Source organism: Pseudoalteromonas sp. R3, from assembly GCF_004014715.1.
Lineage (GTDB): Bacteria > Pseudomonadota > Gammaproteobacteria > Enterobacterales > Alteromonadaceae > Pseudoalteromonas.
On the sequence record NZ_CP034835.1, the window covers coordinates 2,856,262 to 2,876,309 of the forward strand.

Here is a 20,048-nt window from a genome sequence, read left to right on the forward strand (position 1 = left end):
CCAGTGCCCCCTGAGCGTAAACTGGAAAAACCATGCGCTCAGGGGAAACCCAGTCGCCTATCGACGCCTCACCCTCAAGGCAACCGGCGCTTGACCTGAAAAACGTAGGCATGGCTTGCAGGATACGGTACAATTTGCGTTGAATCAGATAAGTATTAATACCGTAAAGGATCTTATATGTCAGTTACGATTTACCACAACCCTCGTTGCTCAAAATCTCGAGAAACTCTGGCTTTGCTGGAATCTCGGGACGTTCAACCTGAGGTTGTCGAATATCTTAAAACGCCTATCAATGAAGACACCCTGAGTGCTCTGTTACAAAAATTAGGCTTTACTTCTGCACACCAGCTGGTGCGCAGTAAAGAAACACTTTATAAAGAGCTGGGCCTGAGCAAAGACAGTGACGAAGCGCGCATTCGTCAGGCAATGCTGGAAAATCCCAAATTAATCGAAAGACCAATCGTCGTGAAAGGTGACAAAGCCGCCATTGGCCGTCCACCTGAATCCGTTCTGGATATTCTGTGATCCTATGCCTGAGATCTTAGTTTTATATCATTCCAGCCATGGCTCTGTTGCAGCCATGGCACATGAAATTGCAGAAACCCTGGAGTTTCATGGTGCACAAGTCAGACTGCGCACTTTTGTTGCAAAACAGGCCCATGACATTGTGGTGTCGAAGCAAGATCTCATTGACTGCGATGCACTTGCCTTTGGCACACCAACGCGCTTTGGGATGATGGCATCGCAGGCAAAAACCTTCTGGGAAACAACCAGTGATATCTGGCTAAAAGGCCAGCTTATCGACAAACCAGCCTGTGTGTTTTCTTCTTCCAGCAGCATGCATGGTGGTAATGAAGCGACCCTGCTTAATCTGTCACTGCCTCTGCTACACCATGGCATGCTGTTGATGGGTGTTCCTTACGATGTGCCTGAGCTGCTGTCGACCACCAGTGGTGGCACGCCCTATGGCGCAACCCATGTCGCCGGCATGGACAACAGCAGCGAGCTGACAGACACCGAGCTGAAAATCTGCCGGGCACTTGCAAAACGACTGTTTACCATTAGCAATAAATTATCATGAGCCAGATCCCCAAAAAACCCGTTACAAAACGCTTTCAGGCCTCAGCCCTTATAGGCTATGTGGGCTTGTTAATTCTCATGCCTCTGTGGTTGTTTGTATTAGCGCCGCGTGAAGGCTACAGTACCGGCTTTGTGTTTGCGGTATACATTTTGCCCCTGCTGCTGCCACTAAAAGGCATTATTCAGGACAAACCTTACACCTATGCCTGGGCCAATTTCATCGTGTTGATCTACTTTACGCACAGTCTCACCCTGCTGTGGGTGTCTCCCGAAGAAATGCCCTTAATTTTACTCGAATTGTTTTTTGCCACCTGCATGTTTATTGGTTGTACGTACTATGCCAGACACAGGGGCCAGGAGCTGGGGCTGAAGATCCGTAAGCTAAAGCAGGACTTAGCGGATGAAAAGGCAGCTTACGAGCAAAGTGAGCTGAAGGACGAAGAGAAGTAAATCGCTCAGGCCACCTCATTGCGTATTACATATCAACCCGGTGGCCATACTCATACCTGAACTTTAGTTCGACAGCGGGCGGCCACCTGTGATTTTATTGGCACGCCCTTCTTCTTTCGCCTTTTCTGCACGGCGACGACGTGCTTCTTTGGGGTCGGCTATCAGCGGACGATACACCTCAATCCGATCCCCGTCGCGTACCACATGATTTAACTTCACCGTCCTGTTCCAGACACCCAGGCTCAGATTCGTCGGATCAATTTCCGGGCAGCGCTCAAGAATACCACTTTGTAACACAACCTGCTCCACTGAGGTGCCTTCAGCCACATCAACACTGAGCGTTGTGGCCTTTTCGGGCAAGGCAAATACCACTTCAACCTGGATCATGAGCGCACTCCGTATACAATTTTAGCTCGCTGTGTAAAAGCCGACACCATGTTCTTCGCTACTTCATTGAAAATGCGGCCAAACGCCAGCTCAATCAACTTGTTGGCAAATTCAAACTCAAGCTTCAGGCACACCTTACAGGCTTGCTCGTCCAGCTCAATAAACTCCCAATATCCATGTAAGGATTTGAACGGACCGTCGACCAGCTGCATTCTGACCCGATTGCCTTCATACTGGTTCTTAGTGGTAAACCACTTGGTCAGACCCGCCTTAGAGATTTCAAGGCTTGCAGTCATGCCCTGATCCGAAGTATCAATCACCCGCGCCCCGGAGCAATGAGGCAAAAATGCGGGGTAAGCGTCAACATCATTGACCAAGTTAAACATCTCTTGTGTGCTGTACATCACTAACGCACTTTTTTCTACTTGTGGCATACGCTCTCCAAACTCTAACAAAGCGATTTTACCAAGGTTTTCAAGATTTATCTTGTTTGTGACAGGCGACTGGGGGAAAATAACCACAATTTTTGATCCGCGCCGATATACAAGGTAGACTACGCCATTATGGCAAAGAAAAAACCAAACAAATCAAATAGCAATACCATAGCGCTGAATAAAAAGGCGCGTCATGAGTATTTTTTACACGACAAGTTCGAAGCCGGTATTGAACTCCAGGGCTGGGAAGTAAAAAGCATCCGCGCTGGCAAGGTCAATATCACCGATACCTATATTCACCTTAAAGACGGCGAAGCCTTTCTGCTTGCCAGTCAAATCCAGCCGCTCAACAGCGCCTCAACGCACGTTATTTGCGACCCTATGCGTTATCGCAAGTTGTTACTTAAAAAGCGTGAGATTGACCGCCTGATCGGAGCGACAGAGCGCGATGGCTTTTCACTGGTGGCGACCGCCATGTATTGGAAAAAATGCTGGGTTAAGCTCGAATTCCACCTTGCTAAAGGTAAGAAGATGCATGACAAACGCGCCGACATCAAAGACAGAGACTGGTCACGCGACAAAGAGCGTCTGATGAAACACAAAGCGTAATGCAAAAATGGGCGTGTATTGTTTTAGCACGCCCACCTTCTTTGCTTATCAGTCACTTGTTAGGGCTGGTTTCTCACTGACTTTACACTCAGTAGCTTAATATCTGCATGACTCAGTGTTTTCAAATCCACAGAAACTTGTTTAACCTTACTCCCCTGCACAAAGTCAGGTTCAAAATTAAGCGCCTTGATCACCTGCTTAGTTTCTTCCTCTTTCATATTGTGACCCAAAAATGACTCAACTCCCGATAAGAGCTCATCAGATTTGAGTGTCAGCTCTCCTTGCTTTTGTGTCTGCAGCAAGGCTCTAATCGCTTCCATGGAAGATGCCACGTGTGCTACTTGCCGCTGCTCAATTACCAAGGGATTCGATACACCTGACATAACACTAGGTCGATGCACTTTGATGAGACGACCATCAATAACTAACCAGTTATAACCGCATTCACTGCTGCCACCGCAATCTCCTCCACCTGCTATAATGTCTTCTGGCGGGATGCTCCCAAAATCAACACAGTGTTCAATGTCTTTACCATCAATTGTAACCGTAAAGCAAAACACTTCCGCGCGCACCGATAGGGCAAACATCATAAAAATGAATGAATATACCAATTTCATTGCTTTTCCTTATTTGGTTTTTAATTGAAACCGCTTGCTCACCGCTGCTGTAAAACACTTATCGCGCGCATTTGCTTCCTCAGCGCCTTTATACGACTTGGTACAGCTTTGCAGCATGAGTGTCAGTTGATTTTTAATGGCAGTTTGAGAGCTGTGGTAGAGTGGTACAGAGACTGTGTAATATTCATTTTTTTGCAACCCTCCTACCGTCGCCATGGATGCACCTATGATTATCGCCGCCAGCCCCGTTGAACCGGTTTTGATATCAAAGGTAACCTCTGAGGCACCGCCAGATGCACTCACCCCGCCCTCATTGAAGCCAAGCACAATAAACAATAAGCCAAGGGAAATCACCGCGAAGCCAATCTGTATCACGGTCACTTTCATCACTTGTTTATTCAGCATCGCCTTTTGATTGGCATTTTCTGCTGCCAACATAGACAAAAATGCATAATCATTGGCCGATTTAAGCGAACTCTGGGCTGTAGAGAACGTTTTAACCACGCTCTCCAGTGATCCTTTATGTTCCACTGCGCCCGGCAGCTCTTTGATGCCAGTCACCGCGTAAAACAGCAGCACACAAGGAATAAGCAGCCCAAAGACAAGCCCTGCGCCCAGTTTTAAACTTTTCTCAACTTTTGCCATGCCCTTTCCTTAATGATGCTACGCGGCGTAATGCGTCTTGCCAAAGTCCCAATCACAATGATGTCTGCTCACTACGCGGTTTTGTGCCAACGCCATGGCAACACACTATAACCAATGTTTGGTGCCGCCTGACTAAGATCCGTGCTTTTAAGTCATAGTGTTTTTGCCTGACCAGGTGCACGGTCTAAACGCGCTCTCATGTTTTGCTTCAGCGGACGAAATGTGATGATAAGTGTTGATAATAGACGAGGCTGGCCGGCTTGCCAGTTTATTCAAACGGGTGAACAAATGAATGCAAAAAGCCAGCACTTTGCATGCTGGCTTTTCCTTGGTAAACGCAGATCGAGTCGCGATTAACCTTTATATTTTTGCATCACCAAAGTTGCGTTGGTGCCGCCGAAACCGAAGCTGTTCGACATCACAGTGTTCAGCTCACGTTCGCGCATTTCAGTCACAATATCCAGGCCTTGTGCCTGTTCATCCAGCTCATCAATGTTGATAGATGGTGCAATGAAGTTGTTTTCAAGCATCAACAATGAGTAAATCGCTTCGTGAACACCAGCAGCACCCAGTGCGTGACCTGTCATTGCCTTAGTTGCGCTGATCGCCGGAGAATTGTCACCAAACAGCTCCTGGATTGCACCCAGCTCTTTAACATCACCAACCGGCGTTGAAGTACCATGGGTGTTCAGATAGTCGATTGGACCTTCGAGATCCTGCATTGCCTGCTTCATACATCTCACAGCGCCTTCGCCAGACGGTGCAACCATGTCATAGCCATCTGATGTCGCGCCGTAACCAACAATTTCAGCATAGATGTGTGCGCCACGTGCCAGTGCATGCTCAAGCTCTTCAACAACCACGATACCGCCACCGCCAGAGATAACAAAACCGTCACGGTTTGCATCGTACGTACGTGAAGCCGTTTCTGGTGCTTCATTGTACTTAGTAGACAATGCACCCATTGCGTCGAATTCCATTGCCAGGGTCCAGTGTAGCTCTTCACCACCACCGGCAAAGATCACATCTTGTTTGCCCAGCTGAATTTGCTCTACCGCATTACCAATACAGTGCGCAGAAGTCGCACACGCAGAGCTGATAGAGTAGTTTACACCTTTGATTTTAAACGGTGTAGCAAGACAGGCAGACGCAGTACTGGCCATAGTACGCGGTACCATGTAAGGACCAACGCGCTTAACGCCTTTCTCGCGCAGAATGTCTGCGGCTTCAACCTGATACTTAGATGAGCCACCACCTGAACCAACGATCAGACCCGTGCGCTCATTAGAAACCTGCTCAGGTGCCAGACCTGAGTCTTCAATCGCTTGCGCCATTGAAATATAAGAAAATGCAGCTGCATCTCCCATAAAGCGATGTGCTTTACGGTCAACCAGAGACTTTACGTCAATATCCAGCTTGCCCGATACCTGGCTGCGCAGATTCATGTCTGCGAACTCTTGGTTAAAAGCGATACCACTTTTACCCGCTTTCAAAGATTCTAGTACTTCTTGCTTGTTGTTACCGATGCTTGACACTACACCGATACCCGTAATAACGGCTCTTCTCATGGGTAATTCCCTTAGGACTTTTTAAATTTACGCGTATTCTACGCTGAAACCAGGTACCAAGTGGTCAGCTTTCCAGCGTACACACGTACTCTGAACTGATATTTGTTAAAATGCAACGGACGAACGCAAATAAAATCCGTAAAATAGCCACCAATTTAGTAGCGAACTTTTAGACTCATTATGATACGCAACGCCCAGATACACTTTAACGACGCAGGCACGCCGGTCGCAGACAGCTTTGACGATGTCTACTTTTCGAACGACGACGGCCAGGCAGAGTCGGATTATGTTTTTTACACACAAAACAAGCTCAATACCCGATTACTTAACCATGACAGGGACCACTTTGTGGTTGCCGAAACCGGATTTGGCACAGGGCTGAATTTTCTTAATACCTGGGCTCAGTTTCAGCGCCTGAAAACACAGCGCAATGTTCAACGTCTTTATTTTATTTCATTTGAAAAATACCCCATCAAGATTGAAGATTTACGACAAGCCTTAAAAGCATGGCCAGATTTATCGGATCAAGCACAACAATTGTGCGCACAATACCCGGATGCCATTGAAGGCTGTCATCGCCTTGAGTTTGATGGCGGTGAGGTCATTCTGGATCTGTGGTTTGGTGATGTACATGCCTCTTTACCAAAGCTCTCGTATGCGCCCAACGGCCTGGTAGATGCCTGGTACCTGGATGGCTTTGCTCCCAGCAAAAACCCGGATATGTGGCAACAATCTCTGTTTGATGCCATGGCAGCGCTGAGTCGGGCCAATGCCACTTTCGCCACCTTTACCGCAGCGGGCTTTGTCAGACGGGGCTTACAACAAGCCGGTTTTGACTGTCAAAAAGTCAAAGGTTATGGCCGCAAACGGGAAATGGTGATCGGTCAGTTTAATGAGGCGAATCAGCAGGCGGCTAACCCACAATACTATCGCCACACAGCTCGTAAGCTCGAACGCGTTGCCGTCATTGGTGGCGGTATTGGCTCAGCCTGCCTGAGCTACCAGCTTGCCAAACGCAACATCAGTACGACCTTATTTTGTAAGGATGAAACCCTCGCCGGTGGTGCATCACACAACCGCCAGGGCGCCGTTTATCCTAACCTGCAGGCCGAATACAGCACCACCAGTGAGTTGTATGCATTGAGCTTTTTATACGCGCGGCGTTTTTATCAGCAAATCGAAGCAGCTGGCTTTAGCTACGACCATGACTGGTGCGGCGTATTGCTGCAAAGTGTGACCGATGGCAAACGGACACAACACCAGAAAATTGCCAGCAGTGATTTGTTTCCAGACTCATTAATACGCTATGTCTCAGTCACAGAAGCACAAAAGCTGGCCAACATAGACACCCCATTCGATGGTCTGTTTATCGAACAGGCCGGCTGGGTAAGCCCACCTCAGTTGACCGCAGCCGTCTACAACGCAGCACAGGCTAAGTGCCCGGGTCAGCAGCACTTTAATGCTAATGTCTGCGAACTCGACAAACGTGAAGATGGTTGGTACCTGCTCGTTAATGCTCAGTGGCAGGGGCCGTTTTCTGACGTCTTTGTATGTGGCGGTGAGCACAGCGACGGGTTTGCTCAGACACAACACTTAGGATTGCATGGTGTGCGGGGCCAGGTTTCTCATATCCAGGCCGGCGAAGCCTCTTCCGCGCTCGCAACAGTGTTATGCCACAAAGGGTACTTTACACCCAGCCTGCAGGGCGAACATTGTATGGGCGCGACGTTTGAAAAATACAGCAAGGGCCGTGAAGTCACCGAGCAGGATAATGCCACCAACCGCGCTCAGTTACAGGGCTTTTATGGCGATACGCAGTTTGATCAGAGCCTGGGAGAAATCACAGGGGCCAAAGCGGCAGTACGTTGCTGCTTTAACGATCACTTCCCCATGATAGGTCAGGTGCCGGATCCAACCAGTCTGTGCGACGCTTTTGCCAATCTGCGCCGAGGCAAACATCATGATTTTGCACCATTAACGCAACCTCATGAAGGTCTGCATGTAGTGACGGGATTTGGCGCACGCGGATTGTGTAGTGCGCCGTTGGTGACTGAACACCTGATTGCTGCACTGTGTGATGAACCGCGCCCGCTTAGCGAGCGACTGAATCAGGCACTGCACCCTGCCCGCTTTGTGGTTCGGGATTTGATCAGAAACAAAATCTAAATAATGTGCAATGCCGTCAGGCTCCCAAAACGGGAGCCTTGCTATTATGGTTTGGAGATTTGGATCACCACGCGGCGGTTTTTATCACGTCCGATGGGTGTATCGTTCGGCGCAACATGGCGTTTTTCACCGAAGCCATCCGTGACAATTTTGTCTTCTGGTATGCCTTTAGACGCCATATAGCTTTTAATGGCTTCTGCACGCTTTTTCGACATCGCCATATTGACCGAGCGGCCACCATAGCTGTCCGTGTACGCCGAAATATAAATCGACTCAATGTCAGGATCATTATTGAGGTACTCGCCAATCATATCCAGGCGTTTGCGCGATGACTTGGTGAGTTCGCTGCTGTTAAACTTATAATTCATCACCGTAAAGGCAATATCTTCAAAGCTGTAAGGCAGCAGGTTGTCGCGGCACTGCAAAAACTCCCAGTAAGCTTTTTTGAAATTCACTGAAGACAGCGCCACGGAGATCTGATCGTGCTGGTTTTGCCAGTCCTGATAATAAAAAGTGGGATAATAGCCCTTTTCGAGCTCAGTCAACATTTCCCAGGAGATGTCGTTGGTCAGTTCACCATCAAATTTCTTCAATAACTTCATCTGGCCCATCACCCGTGCCGGCAACCCGGCTCGCCATGCAGGCGGCACCGACTCCAGCCCGGCAAAGTCGTAAGTATCGGGCCTTACAACCATATCCAGATTAAAAGTCAGGTCTTTGTTTTTACTTGCTGTTGCAGAGAAAATGGCCTCACCGTAGTAAGGAACTTCATGTGATAAAGCGCACGACAATCGGGTGGTTCTGTCAACAAACCATTGCGAGCTGTCTGCCGTGGCAGAGTATTGCCGCATTGCGCCCTGTGCCTGAAGCGTCAGGATACTCAATGTCATGGCAATGATCAGGTTTGTATTAAACTTCACGCTTTTACTCCGCTTTGAACAAAAATACCGAACTAGACGCAGTGCCCGCAAACAGGACAGCCTGTAGTTAGCGTCTTACTGAAAGTCAAAGCAATAATCGTGCCTTAATATCAAGCTACTGAACGGCAAAGTTCTGACACCTGAACCTCAAACGGTACACCTGATATGACGGCTGTACTGCCAGATACGCATACTGAAGCAGGAAACGCGCCACTAAGTTCGCATCTTTATTTCTGATCAGTATAATAGGCCGCTCAAATTAGTAAACCAAGCAGATTATGGCAGAACAAGAGCAAACCCTATTCGCAAAGCGCTTTCGCGGCTTTTTTCCCGTCGTCATTGACGTTGAAACCGCAGGCTTTAATAAAGACACCGACGCACTGCTGGAAATTGCCGTCAGCATGCTCAAGATGGACGACCAGGGCCTGCTCAGCCTGGACCACACGGTCCATTTTCATGTTGCGCCTTTTGAAGGTGCCAATATCGAACAATCGGCGATAGACTTCAACGGCATAGACCCTTTCAGTGCCTTACGCGGCGCAGTAGACGAAGAAGAAGCAATCAAAGAGATCTGTAAGGCAGTACGCAAAGCCCAAAAGGCCGCGGGCTGTCAGCGCTCGGTTGTGGTGGCTCACAATGCCGCGTTTGACCACGGCTTTTTAAATGCTGCCATCGAGCGCTGTAAAATCAAACGCACCCCGTTTCATCCGTTCGTGAGTTTCGACACCACTTCGCTTGCAGGGTTAGCACTGGGCCAGACAGTACTGGCAAAAGCCTGTCGTACCGCAGGGATTGAGTTTGACAACAGCCAGGCACATTCAGCATTGTATGATACCGAACGCACCGCAGAGCTGTTTTGTCATATTGTAAATAAGTGGCAGGCACTGGGTGGCTGGCCTTTACCTGACATGTCGGATGAAGAGGATGACGAATCGGCTCAATAGCCGAGGAATAACATCATGCGCGATACCCGCCACAGGTATCGCGACAACCTTACTGTGTAGCAAATTCCTGAGTGATCTTCCCCTCATCGAGCAATACCGAATGCGGCGGATAAATCCGAGAAAATGACTTACTGTCTCTGGCAATGGTGAGTTCGATCCCCGGATGCATTAACTCGTTGATTTTGATCCGGCTCATCTTTAACAGCCTTGCCAGCTTGTGCTGTACCAGCTTCATATTGCGTTGATTACGCGCGTAATGTTTACTGAGTTGCTGCTCATTCACTGCCAGTTTGCTGAGATAGGCGTCGCGTTTGGTAGACGCTGGTGCTTTCTGCGCTTTGATTTGGGCCCGCTTCAGAGCAAGGGTTTTATCGGCAAGACGCTTTTCAAGATCTTTAAATTCTTGTTGTTTTTTCTTCAGCATATGCCAATCCTGCGCCAACGCTATGCGCGTTCGGGTACCCGAAGGTGCACCCACTTCACCCGCTTCAATACGCATGGCGTCGTATACTGTGCCGCCGATCAATTTACCTCTGGGCGTGTCGCCTTTGCCGACCCGGATCATGCGCTTGGCTCTGAGATCGCAGTGTAATACCTGACGTTCAATCAACAGATCCTGCTCAGATTCAATATGGCAATACTGTGCATAACCAATTGAAACGGTGCGTTTTGCTTTTATACAACAACTGAAGTCTTCGCCCTCTTCGCGCTTACGACCTATCACGCCCAGCATAACTGTCACCGCGCCATTGCTTTCAAGGTGTGCAGATTCAACAAAGCCAATCACGGTGATATCGCCAGACGCTTTAATTTTCATACCGTCTTTAACATCACCACTGACAATCACACTGCCATCAAACTCAATGTGGCCCGTCGTAACATCAACCTGGTCGTAACACAGCACGTCATCCACGCGAATACCACGAGGAATAGCCACGGGTACCCCTTTGGAGTCAGCAATTAACAGGTTAGGATCATCGGGAGAGATTTTGGTGCCTTCCGGTACCTCCAGGGCAAAGTCTTTACCCTGTTTAGGCTCAAGTACATCACCAAATACAGAATACCCTTCTTCGCCTGGCGTTGGCGGCACACGCTTCATCAGCGGGCTACCGGGACTGACGGTAATGATGGCACCGAGGTCGCGCATATCAACCTTGCCACCGTCTTTTTGTTGCGGGCTTAGAACTCTGTCTTGCGCTGTCATACACAAACGAACAAATCTGGCGTCAGTGCCATCTTTGGCACGCTGACCATGGGCAACAATGCCACTATAGACACTACCAGGAGACTGCTCAAACTGCTGACCTAAGAAAGTATCCAGTGCTTGCTTGCTGATCCCGCGTTTTACCCCGGCTGATTTTAGTGCTTCACGGGCCTGCTCCATGGTCACCATTTTGCCGCCCCGTGCTGTCGTCAGTCGAGCTTCGGCCATCATATTGTTGTCATCGACCCGAATAGACAGCTCGGCATCAACCGCCTTAGCTACAATTAAGGAATCCTTTTCTCTATCATCCGACGGCGAAAACAACTGCCCGATATTGGCATGTATGATATCAAAGTCGGCATAAGGAGAGCTTTCCAGCGCTTCAACAAGCTGCGCGGAACTGGCCGGAAATCCGGTATTTGCAGGGTGTTCGTTGATTGAAACGTACCCTGACTCCTCATCAAAATGAAACAAAGACATCACTTACTTCCCGAAAATTATGCATGATGTTATTAAATTTATTATGCACTACCAGGTCTATACATAGGGCAAGGGCCGCTGCGTAACCTCTAATACTGTATTGCATCCTTGCTGACAATCTGAGTAGAGTCTAAACAGAAAACAGCCTGTTATGTTATCGCCATAAAGCACGCATGCTTTTTAATGCGCTAACATCAAGTCCCATCATTTTACAGTTGTACCTATTTATGCAAGCTAATCTTGGCAAACAACAAAAATAATTTGGAAAAAATACAACCAAAGTGCTATATTTCCCATAATCTAAGATGCAGCCAAAATTCAAACCTAGATAAAACAGGTACGAACCGGTCAAACTGACTCGCAGCGACAAGTTAAAACAACCATCGCCTTGCCTTATTTGAGCACAACCTTCCCTAATTGTTAAGCCCAACCAGTCACTCAACTACACAAAATATAAACGATTGTAAATGAGACTTGAGTATAAAACCGCCAAGTAGTTCTTATCACTGTACTTATCGGCAAACTTAGCTTGAGCTTTAGGGATTTTATTGGGTATAATCATAATCACTGACTGAAAGAGATTTCAGGGGCTGATTAGGATTCGACAGGATTCATGAAGCCTGAGGTGCATGTCGAGGGGCGGTTGGCCTCGTAAAAAAGCCGCATTTAAAGTAATCGCAAACGACGATAACTACGCTCTAGCGGCATAATAGCCCGCTAGCACTCCTCCATGAAATGCTTGTGGTTCTGGTTCTGGAGTGTCACCCTACACAAGATCGCTACGGAAACCCTGGCCGGGGTTGAAGGGCTAAAACTAAGCGGCCTCGCCTTTACTTATCGTGTTCGTCCGAGACTTAAAGGTTAACCAAAAGACGATACTAAACATGTAGGACCGAAGGTCGACGCTTTCTGGACGGGGGTTCAAATCCCCCCAGCTCCACCACATAGCAACACCGAAACCCCATCAAAACACTGTTTTTGATGGGGTTTTTGTTTTTAGGGGTGTTTCTATAGTGGTTACGACGTGCCCTAATTTGGTCACGTGGGGTCACAAATACGGCACGCAAAATTCGGAAATTACCCAAATTGATACAGTTACCACAATGTTAGTTTGTGCAACATTCCGCCCCTAGCTCTCAACCACGATCGTTTTCTTGATATATGGCGAGCTGCCTATGGCGAACGTCATTATACTCATACGTAAGTAACTGCTTGGCCTTCCCAAGCTCATGTAAGACGCCCGTAAACTCTCCGTATGTAGTCGAGTTTAAGCCAGGCCGTTGATTGCTTCTTTCATCTAAGAGACGCAATCCATTCTCAACAACGTGCATCATGCTGAGTGGGCGCATCAATAATTGGTCTGGTATATGAGTGGCAGGAATATTCAGTTTCGATACCTGGCGCAAATCCCGGGCCGCATTACTCATGGTGAGCGATGCCATTTCGGTAAATAAAGACACTGACCGAATGTACTCATTTAAATCGGCATCATCTAGTAACTCAATATATCTACCGGACTTCTTGCTTATTGAGAGCAAGTTAACCAAGTGCTTTCCTCTTTTTGCATGCACTGGTTCAGGAGGGAGTAAGAGCGGTTGATTCACAATTTCCATGAATTTTGATGCATGAACTTCAAGTTTCTCACTTAGAACTTTTAACGCATGCTGATTGCTCTGCTCTTGTAAGACCTCTTTCTGCAGTTTTAAGTTGTCGCGATGGATCGATTTTGTTTCCCTTAACTCACCCCTCGTAAGCTCTAGCTCTTTCGCCTGTAATCGAGTGGCATAAACCAATATGATAATTGTTAAAAACGAAAGTATAGGATTTAGAATACCGCCAAAGTAATCACCAAACGCACCAAATGATGACTGATCTTTTACGCCATCATAAAAATTTAAAAAGTAAAATATAAATAATATAGCTATGGCTGCAGGGGCCGCCCTGGTCACTACGAAGTCTATCTTCTGCAATGTAGTGCGCTCATCAATTGTTGCGGGGTTAGTTTTATCTACCATCTGTTAATCCTTTCACACTTTGAGGCTGCTAGTATGCATCAGACAGTTCTGTTGAATCAATTCATGAAGGCGCACTATCATGGGGCATCGGGAGGGGCTAAGGTTCAAGCCAGCATATGAGGAAAATTAAAAAATTCGCAGCCAAATAAAAATCACCGAACTTACTCGACAAAGACACCTAACTCACTAGCAAGCTCTAAAAGATGTGGTCGCACAGTGTCACCGGATATAAAACCAATATCTTCACCATCATCAATATCGAGGCGAGATTTTTCAAACAAAGCATAGCACGTTGCCTGATAATTCCTTCCAGTGTACTTTACACCATCGAAGCCCATTAAATTAAACATCTGCGCCCAAGCAAAACACACGTCATAATCTGCAGTACTGAAAACCTGAGTATCGATCCCTAGAAGCCTGCGCGTTTTTGCGTTAGTCAGGTCAATAAACTTAATAAAAGTACCCTGCGGAACTTCCACCTCCACCGCTCTTTTCGACGACAGAAGTTTTTGGGGTACAAAAAAATCGGGGGTTAAATGCGCATTGCGAAAAATAGACTCACTCAATGCACCTTCAATGGTTCCGGACAGGTAACAGGTACCGAACGCCTTAATTCCACCATGAGCAAACTCTGGTGGAGCACCCACAGGAACAACGCCATTAAATCTCCCATAAAGGCCTTTATCGTAAAAATCCCATCCATAGTCTTTGTTGTGTATCCGGTAAAATAGCTCTCCCGGACCTTTTTCCTCGTACTCCAGTTTTGAAATTAATTCTAGTTCGGCTAACAGTTCTATGCGGGGGTAACTTAATTTAAATTCCTGTTCCAAGCTCCGCTCCTATCATAGCGTTTGTTCGGTAAATAGCTTAGCCGCTGTTAAAAGCAGCTCTTCATCCCCGCCATCTGACATCCATTCTCTTGGCGTACTATTACTTAGAAGATCCGACGGTGTATGAAAAAACTGGATTGCGGTCCAAGGGTCGTCCTTACCGAATACCCCTACTATTGACTCAATGCACGGATAAACTTCACCTGAAGAGTTTACTTGCCATTCGGGGTAGTAATTGCCATTTTTACCATTTACGGCTAAAAGCTTACCTTGTCTACGCAATCCATTTATGTGCTGTCGGGTACAATCAAGAAGCTTACCAAAGCCAGAACTTTGTGACATATCCTTAAGGTAAGACTCTTTGGTCTTCTTAATTCTCGAGATATTTTCTTGCCTTAACGAATCCGCTGACAGCTGATTCGTCAGCTCATTTACTTGCTTTCTTAGCTGTTGGTTTTCTTCTTCTAATTGAGCTACTTTCTGTTGGAGAGTTGATCCCGTCAGGCTAATCTTTGAACTTAACCCCGTCAATAAATCATTGTAAATATCGGTGTTTACTAGGGTTCGTGACCACAGTCTCGCCAATCTTGATACAAACATTCCTTCTTGACGATCTATACCAACTGTACAATAGGTGGGTGCGCATTCTGTCACCGTATCAATAAGCTTTTTCTTACCACTTTTGCTTATTTTCATATGTGTTGTCACCGAGGCGTATCGAGCTGTTTGAAAATCCATCCACTTGATAGCATTTGTCGGTTCTGCTGCAAAAAGATTGTCGTTATTTGATATATCACCGGCAGCTCTACCAACTGAATTTGCTTCACCTTTGTCGGATCCGTGTTCAAAATTTGATGTCATGACTAAAACCTCCAGAGTATATTTTTTGAGTTTACACCCTTTCCACCTAAACTGCCAATGTACAAAAGCAAACAAAACACTCTACAGAAGGGCGTCACGAACAAGTAACTCACTAACCTGATATGTACTTGAATTTGTTGCCATACAGGCATTCATAACTAATTTCCAGCCTAAATCTATTTCCAAGAATAACTTCAATTTCATCAATATTTTTGCAGCCTGGAAAACCAAGATCCAAAATAACGACCTTTTCATCTTTAGCGAAAAAAGTACCTTGATCCAAACGCTCTAAAAAATTGTCCATTTTAACTTCGTAGGGCAAAAGTAGCTCCTCCAACCTCTTGTAGAGCTCCTTTCCTGAAATTCGCTCTTCACCATCAAAATAGCAAAATGATGTAACCTTCGCTGAACCAAGACCTTTATTTTTCACCCAAAAATAAATTCTATCTGAATCTGTGTGCACCCAATCACATAAGACCGGCCTGATTGATACTTGATTATGCATTTTTGTTGCCCTAGCTTGCATACATGTGGCAATTAAAGCGCCAACAGCTACAACCGCACTAAAAATGGGGACGAAATCTGGAGTTTGTACATATTTAGCTAACTCAATCATATATATTGATTTTTCCTTGAGTGACATTGTTATTGCTAGAGCTTACTGTAACATCAAGGTTGCTGATTATGAGATTTTTATTTTTCCCAAGTGAAGCTATAGTTTTCAGAAATATGGAAAAGCCACACCAGTCAATAAATAAAAAGGTGCCATTAATGATTACCAAGCTTTCAATTACTTTTTTGATAGGCGCACAATTTTCTCTATCAGCCATTGCTAACTCAGATACATGGAGAGGCCTCAAAGTAGCCCCGGAAAATAGATGCTCCCCTTACGATAAGAAAACACAATACCCCTACCCTCAATCGGTCGAAGACGATATCGTGGCCTCAATGGGGGGCTTGTATATGGGCCATATTCAGGCTCATATTTTGAGTCAGATACTGAAACAGATATTGAGCATATAGTCGCAACATCAGAAGCCCATGATAGTGGTTTATGTGCTGCCCCGCTGTCTGTAAAAAATGCGTTTGCATCGGATTTACTGAATCTCACCTTAGCCGCTCCAGCTATAAATAGATGCAGTTCAAGTGGCAAATGCGGTAAAGACGCAGCAGAATGGATGCCAGAGAAAAATAAGTGCTGGTTTGCAAACAGAATTATAGAAGTACGTAGAAAGTATTCTTTAACTATAGATATTGCAGAAGCGACGAGATTGGACGCAGAACTGGCGACTTGCACCAGTACCGAGATGCTCTTCTTTGCTGATAATGGCGCTGAGGCTAAGCCCCTACAAAATACAGAAAAGCAAGATGCCTTAACGCTATATGATGACAATAAAAACGGGCGTATTACATGCGCTGAAGCTCGAAAGCACAATATAGCGCCGGTAAAAAAATCACACATCGCTTATCCATTTATGCGTGATACTGATGGTGACGGTGTCGTGTGCGAGTGATTACAGAAGTGCCTTGCTGATTACTCAGTACGTCACTAGCGTTATCGATTGTAAGCTATCACAAAAGCTAAGATAAGCATGCAAAAGCCAATCAAACTAAGGACAAGTGCATGAACAATAGACCACTTCAAGAAATGCCTGATTCACACAGGAACCAGCTTTTTAATCTAATTGATGAAGCTGCTGACAAATTTGAAAACGAGCATGGCCGCCTCAACAAGTGCAGCAACTTTGACCTTTATGGGAAATTCTTAGAGAAAGCTGTTATTGATTTTAATTCTACAGAAGGCACGAACTACGACCCTGGCCAGGCTTTAGGGTTATGGGCAGAAGACATTAATGAAAAGCTTGAAGAATATGACGATGACATGGATTCCATGAATGAAGCAATGGAAAACTGGCAAAACCTAACGGGTTAGCTGTAATAGCTCATATCTGAGCTTGCAGCATAGATGGAAAGGTTTAGATTTCACCTAGCGTGTAGTTATGAGCGTTCTACATACGGTCACTCTCTTGCTAATCTGCCCCCTCCCCGCAACTAAATATAGACAGTCTGGATGCCTTAGCGCTATATGATGATAAGCACGGGCGTATTACACCCCCAGTGAATGGTTATGACCTGATATACTTCCATGCTGACCCCTACACTAGCAAGGAAGACCCCTAGACCCTTGATTGAATCTTGATTGCCAGACGAAAAAAGTAGCTTTGACACCAAACCACCAACAAGCAAAGGAAAGCTTCTAATCAATGCCAATGAAAAATTAATTACAACTGTTCCTATATTTACTAGAGCACCAAAAAACAAGAAATATAGAAGTGGCTTTATTCCATAACCAAGTGAAGGGGAAGCTAAATCTAATGAATTAACAAAATCAGAATAGTGATACAACACGTAGGCTGACAAAATAGAGCTGAGCAAAAACTTCAAATCACGAAAGTTAAAAGCTGAATGCCAGAAACGCTCAGAAAAACTATCAATAAAATCCTCTTTAGAAATATAGATTTGTGAAAAAAACCGTTTTATTGCATTTAGCTGCTTTACATTCCAGGCATCTAAGGTAGCCAAATACAGCCCGCTAACCTCCAGAAAAAGAGCTATATGCTGAAGAATTGTTGAAACATTGTCATTGAAGAAACACACCCTAGACACTCCTTCTAGCTATAGTTTTAGTAAGACACCCTCAATTTATAACATATGAAGATTTAAATATTATTGATTAGATGACAAATATCGTTTTCAGAAGTATAAGAAGATGCGTGCGAAAGGTTCAGTTTTAAAATATTTAAACAGATTTTCAAATAATCACACCTCTATCTCCGCATAGGGCAGATCAGGCGCCGCGTCTGTGATGCGATCATTTTCGATGTATACGCTACCACTTTGGACGCTGTCACCCAGGACGGCACTCCGCGATCCATCACTGTGCTGTACCAAAGTTGTGCCATCAGTATTCACCTGAACGATCTTAACAATACTACGCCGTGTACCGCCAAGGACAGCACTTAAGCGGTTTAGTAAATTAGACATTAGACACCAGCCTTATGCTTTGGTTAACTGTGACTGCACCTTGCGCATTAATGGATACACTCACAGAGGCGCTGTCACAGGTTGCTTTATAGAGTGAGTCAGAATATCGAATACCGATCAACATACCAGGCCTGATGGGCGGCAATGTAGCTGTTAGTTTGGTGCGTATCTCTGATATTTTTTTGTTGCCGCTTCTGGCCAGCTCACACGTCCCACGCTGACGCGCCGCCTGGTTGTCAGTTATCAGAGAGTCAACCACATCATACGCATATTGATCACCCAATGTCCCTGCCCGTTTAATTTTGCACGCCACACCTTGCTGTTCACCGCGTACAAACACCGCAGTGTGTTCCGGACTCACTGTTTGCCTGGTGTTATGCTCTAGGATCAGAGAGTCATTTAGGATCACATCACACACAGCGCTATCTGTGTCCCACGGAGCCACGGGCCATTCGGGAATAACTGATACTGTTTTGCTGACATCATCAAAATCTAGTATACCACCGACACTTTGCGCTATGCGCAGCAACGCACTGGCTGGCGTTAACCCTCTGTAGCTATATGCGCCTTTTGGTATGGGGTAATCAATCATCTGATTGTCCAGTGTCCAGCTTGTGTTTGTCAGGGCATCGGACATAATACCAGCCATGGTCTTGGTTGTCGGGTTGGTATAATTCGTTTCGCGGGCATACGGAGTGGCTAGCATTGCAAATCGCCCGCGTATCGAAGCGCTGAAACTGACAGAGCCAAACTTACTGCTTGTACTTGGCTGCTCGCATATCACCACGTATTCATAGCCATTAATGGTGACTAGCAGTTCCTGGCCTAAAGCGCGCTCCATATCAATACGGCTACAAAAACGGATTGAGCCGGTAGCGGCAAACTGACCGCGCTCAAGCGAATGGCTAAATGAAGTGATCAATATATCTGTATCGTCGGATAGACGTTTGCAAGTGATAGTGGGTTGCATGATGTATGCCCTTTGTAATTGTGGCTCGATGGGGATTTTACGATCCAGTGTCGGCACATCGTCATCTGAACGAACCAACCCACCAGGCAGGCCCCAGCGACATGTTTTGTCGGGAATACCAAACTCCAGCGTGTGTGATGGCTGGTAAAGTCCATTAAATTTCAGCTCTGCGAACCCGGGGATCGGATGAGCTGTTCGAACACAAATATACTCAGCCACGCGAGGTGCATAAGCGATAGTTGTTCGGGTTGCCAAAATAGGCGGATGTGCAGACCATGAGGCGCTGAGTGCCACACCTTGATTTACTGGCGAGCTCCAACATATGCGGTATCGCGTACCAAGCTGTGCAGCGCTACCCCATCGCCACATTGCATTGATACCTACACTTTCCTGAGCGTTACCCAGCAAATCAAAATACTGTAATGAACTATTCGGATACTCTGAAATTAACAGCACTTCACGACACAATGGGGCTGTATCCGCGCCCCACCGCGACCCGTAAGCTGCGCCATCTGAGCAGGACACAACCCATGACTGTTTTACCCGTATCAACGCAACATCTAACAGTGACCAAGGCGCTGATCGCTCGACACGGGTCGATTTTGGGAGCTCCCAACCTGTTGAAACGTAGACACCCCCCTCTTTGGGCGTGTCAGGATCTGTCGCGCCCTCAAACCGAATTGTGACCGGGCTGACACTGACTTTGTAGGGGGCTGTAAACCGCAACATGTCACCTGTGCCAGACGCATCAGCCTGCTTAAACGAGAGGGTAGCCGGAGAGTAGTTGACCTGATACGGTGCGGCAAATGAAACGGTATTCATA

At 46.4% G+C, this 20,048-nt stretch carries 23 protein-coding genes and 1 other RNA gene; 10 read left to right on the forward strand and 14 right to left on the reverse strand.

The window, feature by feature from the left end:
• The first annotated feature begins 177 nt into the window (after positions 1 to 177).
• Genes arsC through ELR70_RS17465 form a run of 3 tightly spaced genes read left to right on the forward strand, consistent with a single transcriptional unit; the run spans position 178 to position 1,530 of the window.
• The gene (gene arsC, locus ELR70_RS17455; protein ID WP_054017102.1) at positions 178 to 525 is read left to right on the forward strand and encodes an arsenate reductase (glutaredoxin); all 348 of its coding nucleotides are present in this window, start codon (positions 178 to 180) and stop codon (positions 523 to 525) included.
• 4 nt (positions 526 to 529) lie between these two features.
• Positions 530 to 1,081, forward strand: a complete 552-nt coding sequence (wrbA, locus tag ELR70_RS17460) for an NAD(P)H:quinone oxidoreductase (protein WP_054017103.1) — start codon at positions 530 to 532, stop codon at positions 1,079 to 1,081.
• On the forward strand, positions 1,078 to 1,530 hold the full coding sequence (locus ELR70_RS17465; protein ID WP_054017104.1) for a DUF2069 domain-containing protein: 453 nt from the start codon (positions 1,078 to 1,080) through the stop codon (positions 1,528 to 1,530). Before wrbA ends, ELR70_RS17465 begins: the two co-directional genes overlap by 4 nt.
• A gap of 63 nt (positions 1,531 to 1,593) precedes the next feature.
• Here ELR70_RS17465 and ELR70_RS17470 read toward each other — a convergent pair whose 3' ends face one another.
• Both ELR70_RS17470 and ELR70_RS17475 read right to left on the reverse strand, forming a co-directional pair.
• A complete protein-coding gene (locus ELR70_RS17470; RefSeq protein WP_054017105.1) occupies positions 1,594 to 1,917 on the reverse strand; it encodes an RnfH family protein in 324 nt (107 codons plus the stop codon).
• The gene (locus tag ELR70_RS17475) at positions 1,914 to 2,351 is read right to left on the reverse strand and encodes an SRPBCC family protein (RefSeq protein ID WP_046004233.1); all 438 of its coding nucleotides are present in this window, start codon (positions 2,349 to 2,351) and stop codon (positions 1,914 to 1,916) included. The genes ELR70_RS17470 and ELR70_RS17475 overlap by 4 nt, the downstream gene beginning before the upstream one ends.
• Before the next feature lie 129 nt (positions 2,352 to 2,480).
• Between ELR70_RS17475 and smpB the strand changes: the two genes are divergently transcribed.
• Positions 2,481 to 2,960 (forward strand): SsrA-binding protein SmpB, encoded by a 480-nt coding sequence (gene smpB, locus ELR70_RS17480; protein WP_046004234.1) that lies wholly within the window; start codon positions 2,481 to 2,483, stop codon positions 2,958 to 2,960.
• Between the two features lie 59 nt (positions 2,961 to 3,019).
• Here the strand turns inward: smpB and ELR70_RS17485 are convergent, their stop codons facing one another.
• The 3 genes from ELR70_RS17485 to fabB all read right to left on the reverse strand — a co-directional run bounded on the left by ELR70_RS17485 (position 3,020) and on the right by fabB (position 5,790).
• The gene (locus ELR70_RS17485) at positions 3,020 to 3,577 is read right to left on the reverse strand and encodes a hypothetical protein (protein WP_054017106.1); all 558 of its coding nucleotides are present in this window, start codon (positions 3,575 to 3,577) and stop codon (positions 3,020 to 3,022) included.
• A gap of 9 nt (positions 3,578 to 3,586) precedes the next feature.
• Entirely contained in the window at positions 3,587 to 4,222 is a 636-nt protein-coding gene (locus tag ELR70_RS17490) for a hypothetical protein (protein ID WP_054017107.1), read from the reverse strand.
• Between the two features lie 353 nt (positions 4,223 to 4,575).
• Positions 4,576 to 5,790, reverse strand: a complete 1,215-nt coding sequence (fabB, locus tag ELR70_RS17495; protein WP_054017108.1) for a beta-ketoacyl-ACP synthase I — start codon at positions 5,788 to 5,790, stop codon at positions 4,576 to 4,578.
• 180 nt (positions 5,791 to 5,970) lie between these two features.
• On the opposite strand from fabB, the gene mnmC reads away from it, so the two are divergent.
• Positions 5,971 to 7,956, forward strand: coding sequence for a bifunctional tRNA (5-methylaminomethyl-2-thiouridine)(34)-methyltransferase MnmD/FAD-dependent 5-carboxymethylaminomethyl-2-thiouridine(34) oxidoreductase MnmC (gene mnmC, locus ELR70_RS17500; RefSeq protein WP_054017109.1), 1,986 nt, complete (start codon positions 5,971 to 5,973; stop codon positions 7,954 to 7,956).
• 44 nt (positions 7,957 to 8,000) lie between these two features.
• Here mnmC and ELR70_RS17505 read toward each other — a convergent pair whose 3' ends face one another.
• A complete protein-coding gene (locus ELR70_RS17505; protein ID WP_054017110.1) occupies positions 8,001 to 8,876 on the reverse strand; it encodes an OmpA family protein in 876 nt (291 codons plus the stop codon).
• Positions 8,877 to 9,154: 278 nt separating this feature from the next.
• Between ELR70_RS17505 and rnt the strand changes: the two genes are divergently transcribed.
• Positions 9,155 to 9,820: a ribonuclease T gene (gene rnt, locus ELR70_RS17510; protein ID WP_054017111.1), complete on the forward strand. Its 666-nt coding sequence runs from the start codon at positions 9,155 to 9,157 to the stop codon at positions 9,818 to 9,820.
• A gap of 49 nt (positions 9,821 to 9,869) precedes the next feature.
• On the opposite strand, the gene ELR70_RS17515 is transcribed toward rnt, so the two are convergent.
• Complete coding sequence (locus tag ELR70_RS17515; RefSeq protein WP_054017112.1) at positions 9,870 to 11,504, reverse strand: FapA family protein; 1,635 nt, start codon at positions 11,502 to 11,504, stop codon at positions 9,870 to 9,872.
• Positions 11,505 to 12,090: 586 nt separating this feature from the next.
• Here ELR70_RS17515 and ssrA point away from each other — a divergent pair.
• Positions 12,091 to 12,447, forward strand: a transfer-messenger RNA (tmRNA) gene (gene ssrA / locus ELR70_RS17520).
• Between the two features lie 193 nt (positions 12,448 to 12,640).
• On the opposite strand, the gene ELR70_RS17525 is transcribed toward ssrA, so the two are convergent.
• The 4 genes from ELR70_RS17525 to ELR70_RS17540 all read right to left on the reverse strand — a co-directional run bounded on the left by ELR70_RS17525 (position 12,641) and on the right by ELR70_RS17540 (position 15,853).
• Positions 12,641 to 13,519, reverse strand: coding sequence for a hypothetical protein (locus ELR70_RS17525; protein WP_054015835.1), 879 nt, complete (start codon positions 13,517 to 13,519; stop codon positions 12,641 to 12,643).
• Between the two features lie 161 nt (positions 13,520 to 13,680).
• Positions 13,681 to 14,349 carry an RES domain-containing protein gene (locus tag ELR70_RS17530; protein ID WP_054015834.1) on the reverse strand — a complete coding sequence of 223 codons (669 nt, stop codon included), beginning with the start codon at positions 14,347 to 14,349 and terminating at the stop codon, positions 13,681 to 13,683.
• 12 nt (positions 14,350 to 14,361) lie between these two features.
• Positions 14,362 to 15,210, reverse strand: coding sequence for a bZIP transcription factor (locus ELR70_RS17535; protein WP_054015833.1), 849 nt, complete (start codon positions 15,208 to 15,210; stop codon positions 14,362 to 14,364).
• 112 nt (positions 15,211 to 15,322) lie between these two features.
• Positions 15,323 to 15,853 (reverse strand): hypothetical protein, encoded by a 531-nt coding sequence (locus ELR70_RS17540; protein WP_128064651.1) that lies wholly within the window; start codon positions 15,851 to 15,853, stop codon positions 15,323 to 15,325.
• Between the two features lie 41 nt (positions 15,854 to 15,894).
• On the opposite strand from ELR70_RS17540, the gene ELR70_RS17545 reads away from it, so the two are divergent.
• The 3 genes from ELR70_RS17545 (at position 15,895) to ELR70_RS17555 (ending at position 17,143) form a co-directional block, all read left to right on the forward strand.
• Positions 15,895 to 16,233 (forward strand): hypothetical protein, encoded by a 339-nt coding sequence (locus tag ELR70_RS17545; protein WP_128064652.1) that lies wholly within the window; start codon positions 15,895 to 15,897, stop codon positions 16,231 to 16,233.
• Positions 16,234 to 16,388: 155 nt separating this feature from the next.
• A complete protein-coding gene (locus ELR70_RS25480) occupies positions 16,389 to 16,724 on the forward strand; it encodes an excalibur calcium-binding domain-containing protein (RefSeq protein WP_241566317.1) in 336 nt (111 codons plus the stop codon).
• Positions 16,725 to 16,834: 110 nt separating this feature from the next.
• Positions 16,835 to 17,143, forward strand: a complete 309-nt coding sequence (locus ELR70_RS17555) for a hypothetical protein (RefSeq protein WP_054015830.1) — start codon at positions 16,835 to 16,837, stop codon at positions 17,141 to 17,143.
• A 149-nt stretch (positions 17,144 to 17,292) separates the two neighbouring features.
• Here the strand turns inward: ELR70_RS17555 and ELR70_RS17560 are convergent, their stop codons facing one another.
• From ELR70_RS17560 to ELR70_RS17570, 3 genes are all read right to left on the reverse strand, one after another.
• Positions 17,293 to 17,868 carry a hypothetical protein gene (locus tag ELR70_RS17560; RefSeq protein WP_054015829.1) on the reverse strand — a complete coding sequence of 192 codons (576 nt, stop codon included), beginning with the start codon at positions 17,866 to 17,868 and terminating at the stop codon, positions 17,293 to 17,295.
• 162 nt (positions 17,869 to 18,030) lie between these two features.
• On the reverse strand, positions 18,031 to 18,255 hold the full coding sequence (locus ELR70_RS17565; protein ID WP_054015828.1) for a hypothetical protein: 225 nt from the start codon (positions 18,253 to 18,255) through the stop codon (positions 18,031 to 18,033).
• Positions 18,248 to 20,047 carry a hypothetical protein gene (locus tag ELR70_RS17570; RefSeq protein ID WP_082353218.1) on the reverse strand — a complete coding sequence of 600 codons (1,800 nt, stop codon included), beginning with the start codon at positions 20,045 to 20,047 and terminating at the stop codon, positions 18,248 to 18,250. The genes ELR70_RS17565 and ELR70_RS17570 overlap by 8 nt, the downstream gene beginning before the upstream one ends.
• Position 20,048 lies beyond the last annotated feature (1 nt).

Excerpts from the sequence above, each read along its gene's own strand:
- arsC (WP_054017102.1), top strand. The coding sequence starts at position 178 with ATGTCAGTTACGATTTACCACAACCCTCGTTGCTCAAAATCTCGAGAA.
- wrbA (WP_054017103.1), top strand. The coding sequence starts at position 530 with ATGCCTGAGATCTTAGTTTTATATCATTCCAGCCATGGCTCTGTTGCA.
- ELR70_RS17465 (WP_054017104.1), top strand. The coding sequence starts at position 1,078 with ATGAGCCAGATCCCCAAAAAACCCGTTACAAAACGCTTTCAGGCCTCA.
- ELR70_RS17470 (WP_054017105.1), bottom strand. The coding sequence starts at position 1,917 with ATGATCCAGGTTGAAGTGGTATTTGCCTTGCCCGAAAAGGCCACAACG.
- ELR70_RS17475 (WP_046004233.1), bottom strand. The coding sequence starts at position 2,351 with ATGCCACAAGTAGAAAAAAGTGCGTTAGTGATGTACAGCACACAAGAG.
- smpB (WP_046004234.1), top strand. The coding sequence starts at position 2,481 with ATGGCAAAGAAAAAACCAAACAAATCAAATAGCAATACCATAGCGCTG.
- ELR70_RS17485 (WP_054017106.1), bottom strand. The coding sequence starts at position 3,577 with ATGAAATTGGTATATTCATTCATTTTTATGATGTTTGCCCTATCGGTG.
- ELR70_RS17490 (WP_054017107.1), bottom strand. The coding sequence starts at position 4,222 with ATGGCAAAAGTTGAGAAAAGTTTAAAACTGGGCGCAGGGCTTGTCTTT.
- fabB (WP_054017108.1), bottom strand. The coding sequence starts at position 5,790 with ATGAGAAGAGCCGTTATTACGGGTATCGGTGTAGTGTCAAGCATCGGT.
- mnmC (WP_054017109.1), top strand. The coding sequence starts at position 5,971 with ATGATACGCAACGCCCAGATACACTTTAACGACGCAGGCACGCCGGTC.
- rnt (WP_054017111.1), top strand. The coding sequence starts at position 9,155 with ATGGCAGAACAAGAGCAAACCCTATTCGCAAAGCGCTTTCGCGGCTTT.
- ELR70_RS17515 (WP_054017112.1), bottom strand. The coding sequence starts at position 11,504 with ATGTCTTTGTTTCATTTTGATGAGGAGTCAGGGTACGTTTCAATCAAC.
- ELR70_RS17525 (WP_054015835.1), bottom strand. The coding sequence starts at position 13,519 with ATGGTAGATAAAACTAACCCCGCAACAATTGATGAGCGCACTACATTG.
- ELR70_RS17535 (WP_054015833.1), bottom strand. The coding sequence starts at position 15,210 with ATGACATCAAATTTTGAACACGGATCCGACAAAGGTGAAGCAAATTCA.
- ELR70_RS17540 (WP_128064651.1), bottom strand. The coding sequence starts at position 15,853 with ATGTCACTCAAGGAAAAATCAATATATATGATTGAGTTAGCTAAATAT.
- ELR70_RS17545 (WP_128064652.1), top strand. The coding sequence starts at position 15,895 with ATGAGATTTTTATTTTTCCCAAGTGAAGCTATAGTTTTCAGAAATATG.
- ELR70_RS25480 (WP_241566317.1), top strand. The coding sequence starts at position 16,389 with ATGCCAGAGAAAAATAAGTGCTGGTTTGCAAACAGAATTATAGAAGTA.
- ELR70_RS17555 (WP_054015830.1), top strand. The coding sequence starts at position 16,835 with ATGAACAATAGACCACTTCAAGAAATGCCTGATTCACACAGGAACCAG.
- ELR70_RS17565 (WP_054015828.1), bottom strand. The coding sequence starts at position 18,255 with ATGTCTAATTTACTAAACCGCTTAAGTGCTGTCCTTGGCGGTACACGG.
- ELR70_RS17570 (WP_082353218.1), bottom strand. The coding sequence starts at position 20,047 with ATGAATACCGTTTCATTTGCCGCACCGTATCAGGTCAACTACTCTCCG.